Raw genomic sequence first — 343 nt, 5'->3', positions numbered from 1 at the left:
TCCCCACGGGGCTCCGCCCGGGTGGACAGCGACGCCAGGTCACTGCCCGACCCCGGCTCGGAGAACCCCTGGCACCACTGCTCGGCGCCGGAGAGCAGCAGCGGCACCATCTCGGCCGCCAGCGCCGGCGACGCGTACGAGATCATGGTCGGCGCCAGCACCTCGATCATCGAGTAGATGCCGGGCTCGGCGAGGTCCCGGGACGCGACCTCCTCGCCGAGTACGGCGCGCAGCACCGCCGGGCCACCGAGGCCGCCGACCTCGGTGGGCCAGCCGTGACGCATCCAGCCCGCGTCGTACAGGGCGCGGCGCACCCGCGCGAGCTGGGCCACCTGCCCGTCGA

1 protein-coding gene is annotated in these 343 nt (G+C 75.2%); it reads right to left on the bottom strand.

Annotated features, from left to right (window positions below):
• On the bottom strand, positions 1–343 hold a 343-nt coding region (locus MXD62_RS10565; protein ID WP_248829139.1), incomplete at both ends, for an acyl-CoA dehydrogenase family protein.

This window comes from Frankia sp. Mgl5, assembly GCF_023242985.1.
In the GTDB taxonomy this organism is placed as follows: Bacteria; Actinomycetota; Actinomycetes; order Frankiales; family Frankiaceae; genus Parafrankia; species Parafrankia soli.
The sequence above is the reverse complement of the archived record's forward strand: the minus strand, read 5'-3'. Positions and strand labels throughout refer to the sequence as shown.